Here is a 6396-nt window from a genome sequence, read left to right on the forward strand (position 1 = left end):
TGACCCGGTGGCATCGGGTGCCGGAGGAGGCGGTGGTGGTGGCGTGGAGCCGGCGGACGGGGGAGGTGTTGGCCCGGGTGCGGTACTAGGCGGGCCGGGCGGCGACACGCCGACGGCCCCTCAGGGCGCCTGGGGGGCTGTTCCGCTCGGCCGGGGGGTAGCTGGGCGGAACGGCCCTCCGGGCGGCCTGAGGGGCCGCTGGGGGTGTTCCTGGGGCCTTCGAGGGCGCCGGGTGGGGGCGGGATGGGTGATGCCCCCTGGTGAAACGGTTACTCGACGACGAGGTCGACCTCGATGTTGCCGCGGGTCGCGTTGGAGTACGGGCAGACCTGGTGGGCCGTCTCGACGAGCTTGCGGCCCGTGGCCTCGTCGACCGTGTCGGGGAGCTCGACGCGGAGGGTGACCTTGAGGCCGAAGCCCTCGCCCTGCTTGCCTATGCCGACCTCGGCGGTGACGGCGGCGTCGCTGACGTCGACCTTGGCGTTGCGGCCGACGAGGCCGAGCGCGCTGCCGAAGCAGGCGGCGTAACCGGCGGCGAAGAGCTGCTCCGGGTTAGTGCCCTCACCGTTGCCGCCGAGCTCGGTCGGCAGGGCCAGCGCGACGTCGATCTTGCCGTCGTTCGTGTAGGCCCGGCCGTCGCGGCCGTGCGTGGCGGTGGCGACTGCGGTGTAGATCGCGTCCATGGTTCGAACCATCCCTCTTGGAGAGTCGTGACGGGGGGTGGCCGGTCCTTTCGCGCCTGCGCTCCGGGACCGCCTCACAGAGACGATTAGAGCACACAATTAAATTGTGCACAACCGAATGGCCCGCAAGAGTTACCCTGGTGCCATGAGCCCGACGACGCCGACGCCCGCCGCAGCCGGAGAGAACTGGCTGCAACTGGACCGCCAGATCTGCTTCTCCCTGCACGCCGCCTCGCGCGCCTTCAACGGCGTCTACCGAGTGGTCCTCAAGGACCTCGGCCTGACCTACCCCCAGTACCTGGTGATGCTGGTCCTGTGGGAGGAGGGGCCCCTCCCGGTCAAGAAGCTGGGCGAGCGCCTGCGCCTGGACTCCGGCACCCTCTCCCCCCTCCTCAAGCGCCTGGAGGCGGCCGGCCTGGTCCGCCGCGAACGCAGCGCGCGCGACGAGCGCTCGGTCGAGGTCCGCCTCACCGACGAGGGCACCGCCCTGCGCACGCGGGCGCTCCAGGTCCCCCGCCGGATCATCTCCGCGACCAGCTTCGACCCGGAGGAGATCCGCGCCCTGAAGGGCCAGCTGGACACGCTCACCGCGGCCCTGGACGAGGCGGCGCTGGAGGAGCCGCGCCCCTAGGAGGTCCGGTCCTTGCGCACGTACAGCCGGATCACCGTCCCGCGCAGGACGGCGACCTGGCGGGGCTCCGCCGCGACGAAGTCGTCCTTGACGATCTCCAGCTTGGTCCTCTCGACCGGGTCCGAGGGCGACCACTCGCTGCCCCGCCACAGGGTGTACGACTGGGAGACGACCCAGAGGCGGTCGACGTCCTGGAGGTTGCGGCGTACGCGCGCGGGCGACAGTTCCGTCCCGTAGAGCGTCCCGGACTCGGGCCCTGGGACGTCCAGTGTCATGTCGCGGGTGCCCCGGAAGTCGGCCGGGTAGGTCAGCGCGGGGCGCCGGGCGATCGCCGGCAGGTACATCACGGCGTCCCCGGGCCGCATCATCCGCGCGGCGGCGGTGGCGGTCTCGGCGAGGTCGTCCCCGCGCGAGGCGGTCGTCCGCTCGAAGCGCTGGACCGGCAGCTGGAAGGCGAAGGCCCCGGCGACCGCCAGCGCGCCCGCGAGGGCGACGGCCCCCCGCAGGGCCACGCGCCAGCGCGCCCGCTCCGGTGAGCCCCCCGCGAGCCCACCGGCCGGCGCCTCCCGGTGCGCCTCCGGTACGACGGCCAGACCGCCCCCGTCGGATTCACCGCGCGCGCCCGCGTGAACGGCGTCGAGCCGCAGGGCCAGAGTCTGCGCGTCCACGCGCGCGGGCGGAGCCTCGACGGCGTCGCTCCCCGCGCGCGGGGAGATCTTCCGGGCGGCGAGGGACAGCCCCCGCAGTATTCGGTCACCGCCCGCGGCGGCGAGCAGCGGCGCCCCCGCGAGCGCGTACAGCACGTACCGGTCGTCGTACATGGGCCGCTCCTGCGACACGAGCAGCAGCACGGCGGGCGGGACGACCAGCAGGGGGGCCGCGACCGTCGCGACGGACAGCCGGCGCCGGGTCGGGAGGGCGATCAGGGCGAGCAGGACGCAGGTCCAGAAGACGGCGCCGTACTCGCCCAGGAACATGTGCGCCAGGTTCTCGACGCGCTTCAGGTCGGGCCTGGCCAGCCAGGACACCTGCTTGGACTGGCCGTTGGAGACGTAGACGAGCGGCAGCAGGACCAGCACCGCCGCGCCGGACGACGCGATCCAGCGGGTCCAGGCCCGTCTGGAGGCGCCGCACAGGATCAGGGTGACGCCATGGGCGAGCAGGACCAGGACGGCGAACTCGTGCAGCAGGCAGGTGACGGCGACGGCGAGGCCGTAGGGCCACCAGGGGCGGCCGTCCAGGGCCCGCAGCAGCAGGAGGGTCGCGGTGAGCGCGCCGGCCGTCACGAGGGCGTACGAGCGGCCTTCCTGGGCGTAGTGGGAGACCATCGGCGTGCAGGCGAACGCCAGGCCCGCCCAGAGGCCGACGCGCGGCCGGGCGAGCCGGGTGCCTATCGCGGCGACCACTCCGGCGGCGACGGCGGCGCCGACGACGGACGGCAGCCGCAGGGTGACCTCGCTCGCGTGCACGGACAGCACGACGTGCATGAACAGGTAGTACAGGCCGTGCACGGCGTCGACCTCGTGCAGCAGCTTCCAGATCTGCGGCAGCGACCGCTGCCCCACTTCGTACGTCACCGCCTCGTCGCGCCACATGCCGCCGCGGTCGATGTGCCACAGCCCGAGGGCGACCATCACCACGACAGGGACAGCCACGGCGAGGATGGCGGGAACGCGTGCGCGCGCGAAGCGAGTGGTCGTCACGGGCCGATTCTGCGGCATCTGAGCCATAGGGCTGGTCTTACCTGCGATTCACTGTGTTTTAGATGTCCATTAGTGCAGGAACGGGAAACAAGCCGCTTACGATCCGGCAAATGACCCTTCCTTCCTCCCGCCCTCCGGGTGGTGTGAAGAAACGTCACCGCCCCCGCCCCCTCCTCTTTCTCGCCGCCGGCTGGCTCGGCACGCGCGCGCTGATGCTCTGGCTGCTCACACACGCGGACTCGCGCTGGCTCGGCCAGGGCAACGTCACGCGCGAGGTGTGGCGGCTCTACCACGACTGGTACCTGGTCCTCGCGCACGGCACGTTCCCCACCCACGACCCGCTCTGGCAGTACCCGCCGGGCGCGGGCGCGGTCATGCTCTCCCCCGCGCTGCTGCCGTTCCTGTCGTACTTCCAGGCGTTCGTCGTCCTCACCCTGGTCTGCGACGCGGTGACGACGGCCGCCCTCGCGCGCGCGGGGTCGGCGCCGGGCCGTTCGCTGGCCGGCGCTGCCCTGTGGGTGTGCGGTCTGCCGCTCCTGCTGCACACCCCGCTGGCGCGCTACGACGTCCAGGTCACCATGCTGGGCGTGCTGTCCCTGGTGGCCATGGCCCGGCGCCCGCGCGTGGCGGGTGTCTTCGCGGCGCTGGGGGCGCTGGTGAAGGTGTGGCCGGCGCTGCTGCTCCTGGGCGCGCCGAAGGGGCGTGCCACGCGCGCGGCGTGGGCGGGGGCGGCCGTCACGGCGGTCACCGTCCTCGCCGTCCTGGCGGCGGCCTTCGGCCACCCGTTCTCGTTCCTGCGCGAGCAGGGCGGCCGGGGTGTGCAGATCGAGTCCCTGGGCGGCACGGTCCTGCTGTTCGCGACGCACGCGGGCTGGCCGGGCGCGGTCCGCTACCAGTACGGCGCCATAGAGTTCGTCGGCCCGTACGTCGGCGGTGTCGCCGACGCGTCCCTGGCGCTGACGGCCGTCGCCTTCGCGCTGCTCCTGCTGTGGCGGCTGCGTTCGCGCCGGCACACGCCCGCGACGCCGTTCGACGCGGCCCTGTGCGCGGTCCTGCTGTTCACCGTCACCAGCAGGGTCATCAGCCCGCAGTACATGATCTGGCTGGTCGGCCTGTCCGCGGTGTGCCTGACCTCCCGGCACACCGTCCAGCGGCCGGTCACCGCGCTGGTCCTGGCGGCGACGGCGGTCAGCGCGGTCGTGTACCCCGGTCTGTACGACCAGGTCACCGCCTGCACCTGGCTCGGCTGCGGCCTGATGCTGCTGCGCAACGGGCTGCTGCTGACCGCCGCGGTGCTGTCCTTCGTCCGCCTGTGGCGCACGACCACGGGCCGTTCCGCGGCTGGTACGGGGAGTTATCCACAGGCTCGGCGGCGGGAGCCGGCACCTGCTTGACTGGGGGTGCAGCGAGGACGGGACGTGGAGGGGAAGGCCGTACATGACGTGGCTGATCACGGGGGGCGCCGGGTACATCGGGGCGCATGTCGTGCGGGCGATGACCGAGGCGGGCGAACCGGTCGTGGTGTACGACGACCTGTCGTCGGGCATCGCCGGGCGGATCCCGGCGGAGGTGCCGCTGGTGGAGGGGTCGACGCTGGACGCGCGGCGGCTGGCGGGGACGATCGCCGGGCACGGGGTGACGGGCGTGGTGCACCTGGCGGCGAAGAAGCAGGTCGGCGAGTCGGTGGAGCGCCCGCTGCACTACTACCGGGAGAACGTGGAAGGGCTGCGCGTCCTGCTGGAGGAGGTCACGAAGGCGGGCGTCGCGTCGTTCGTGTTCTCCTCGTCGGCGGCCGTGTACGGGATGCCGGACGTGGACCTGGTCACCGAGGAGACGCCGTGCCTGCCGATGTCGCCCTACGGGGAGACGAAGCTGGCGGGCGAGTGGCTGGTGAACGCGACCGCGCGGGCCACCGGGCTGTCGACGGCGTCCCTGCGCTACTTCAACGTCGCCGGCGCCGCCGCCCCCGCCCTCGCCGACGTCGGCGTGTCCAACCTCGTCCCCATGGTCTTCGAGCGCCTCACGGCCGGTGAGGCACCGCGCGTCTTCGGCGCCGACTACCCGACGCCGGACGGCACGTGCGTGCGGGACTACATCCACGTCGTCGACCTCGCCGACGCCCACGTCACGACGGCCCGCGCACTGCGGGCGTCCCCCGGGCGCACCCTGACCCTCAACATCGGCCGGGGCGAGGGCGTGTCCGTACGCGAGATGATCGACCGCATCGCCGCCGTCACCGGCCACGACCTCCCCCCGACCATCGAACCCCGCCGCGTCGGCGACCCCCCGAGCGTGGTCGCCTCCGCCGAGCGAATCGCCTCCGAACTGGGCTGGAAGGCGAAGCACGACGTCCAGGACATGATCACGTCCGCGTGGGAGGGGTGGGTACGGCTGCATCCGGAGGCGGCGCGCGGGTAAGACCTCGCTTCCCGAGAGTGGGCGGTGACGGGGACGTAGGAGAACGGTAGGAAGAACGGGGGGGACACGATGACGGCACAGCAGATGCCCTCGTGCCTGTCCCGCGCCACCGGCGCCGTTCTCGGATCCGCCGTCGGCGACGCCCTGGGCGCGCCCTTCGAGTTCGGCCCGGAGGGGGCGTTCTCCGCGCGGTTCCCTGTGGGCGTCCCGGCTGAGGAGATGTGCGGGGGCGGAGGCTGGGACCCCGGCGAGGCCACGGACGACACGCAGATGGCCGTCCTGGTCGGGGAGTCGCTTCTGGAGCGCGGCGGCCTCGACCTGCCGGACGTCTTCGACCGCTTCCGGCGCTGGGCGGCGGCCGACCCGAAGGACATCGGGCTCCAGACCGAGGCGGTGCTCACGAGCGGGGACCCCTGGGACAGTGCCGCCGCGATCCACTTCCAGGTGAGCCAGCGGGCCGCCGGAAACGGCGCGCTGATGCGGGCGGCAACCTCGGCGGTGTACTTCGCAGGCCGGGGTCAGGCGACCACCCTCGACGCGGCCCGGCGCCTCTCCGCGCTCACCCACGGCGACCGCGCCGCCTGGGAGGGTACCGCCGCTCTGCACGAGCTGATCCGGGCCGCCCTCGCCGGGGACGACCCGCTGAGCGCCGTACCGCGCACGCTGGATCTCCTCGACGCCGGTCACCGCGCGCGGTACGCCACCGTCCTCGACCCCGGCTGGCATCCCGACCTGGCGACCGAGTTCAACGGCGCCGTCTGGCCCTGTCTCGGCTCCGCCGTGTGGGCGCTGCGGACGACCGGCACGTTCGAGAGCGCCCTGCGGGCGGCCGTCGACCTCGGGGGCGACACGGACACGGTGGCTGCCGTCACGGGGGCGCTCGCCGGGGCCGTGTACGGGGTGGAGGCGGTGCCGGAGAGGTGGGCGCGGGCGGTACGGGTGCCGTTGCCGGGGTTCGGGG

The 6396-nt window shown here is 73.3% G+C and carries 6 protein-coding genes; 4 read left to right on the forward strand and 2 right to left on the reverse strand.

Going from position 1 to position 6396, the window contains the following annotated elements; genetic code table 11:
• Positions 1–269: 269 nt before the first annotated feature.
• Positions 270–683, reverse strand: a complete 414-nt coding sequence (locus AOK24_RS43310) for an organic hydroperoxide resistance protein (RefSeq protein WP_055725322.1) — start codon at positions 681–683, stop codon at positions 270–272.
• 145 nt (positions 684–828) lie between these two features.
• Here AOK24_RS43310 and AOK24_RS43315 point away from each other — a divergent pair, with 145 nt between their 5' ends.
• A complete protein-coding gene (locus AOK24_RS43315; protein ID WP_055725323.1) occupies positions 829–1314 on the forward strand; it encodes a MarR family winged helix-turn-helix transcriptional regulator in 486 nt (161 codons plus the stop codon).
• Here the strand turns inward: AOK24_RS43315 and AOK24_RS43320 are convergent.
• Positions 1311–3017, reverse strand: coding sequence for a glycosyltransferase family 39 protein (locus AOK24_RS43320; RefSeq protein ID WP_240554413.1), 1707 nt, complete (start codon positions 3015–3017; stop codon positions 1311–1313). The genes AOK24_RS43315 and AOK24_RS43320 overlap by 4 nt on opposite strands.
• A 110-nt stretch (positions 3018–3127) precedes the next feature.
• Between AOK24_RS43320 and AOK24_RS43325 the strand changes: the two genes are divergently transcribed.
• The 3 genes from AOK24_RS43325 to AOK24_RS43335 all read left to right on the forward strand — a co-directional run.
• Positions 3128–4411, forward strand: a complete 1284-nt coding sequence (locus AOK24_RS43325; RefSeq protein ID WP_055725325.1) for a glycosyltransferase family 87 protein — start codon at positions 3128–3130, stop codon at positions 4409–4411.
• A 43-nt stretch (positions 4412–4454) separates the two neighbouring features.
• Complete coding sequence (galE, locus tag AOK24_RS43330; RefSeq protein ID WP_055725326.1) at positions 4455–5435, forward strand: UDP-glucose 4-epimerase GalE; 981 nt, start codon at positions 4455–4457, stop codon at positions 5433–5435.
• Positions 5436–5504: 69 nt separating this feature from the next.
• On the forward strand, positions 5505–6396 hold an 892-nt coding region (locus tag AOK24_RS43335; protein ID WP_079057283.1), incomplete at its 3' end, for an ADP-ribosylglycohydrolase family protein.

Source organism: Streptomyces niveiscabiei, assembly GCF_001419795.1.
Classification (GTDB): domain Bacteria; phylum Actinomycetota; class Actinomycetes; order Streptomycetales; family Streptomycetaceae; genus Streptomyces; species Streptomyces niveiscabiei.

Coding starts and splice junctions, on each gene's coding strand:
- galE (WP_055725326.1), top strand. CDS start 4,455: ATGACGTGGCTGATCACGGGGGGCGCCGGGTACATCGGGGCGCATGTC.
- AOK24_RS43315 (WP_055725323.1), top strand. CDS start 829: ATGAGCCCGACGACGCCGACGCCCGCCGCAGCCGGAGAGAACTGGCTG.
- AOK24_RS43310 (WP_055725322.1), bottom strand. CDS start 683: ATGGACGCGATCTACACCGCAGTCGCCACCGCCACGCACGGCCGCGAC.
- AOK24_RS43325 (WP_055725325.1), top strand. CDS start 3,128: ATGACCCTTCCTTCCTCCCGCCCTCCGGGTGGTGTGAAGAAACGTCAC.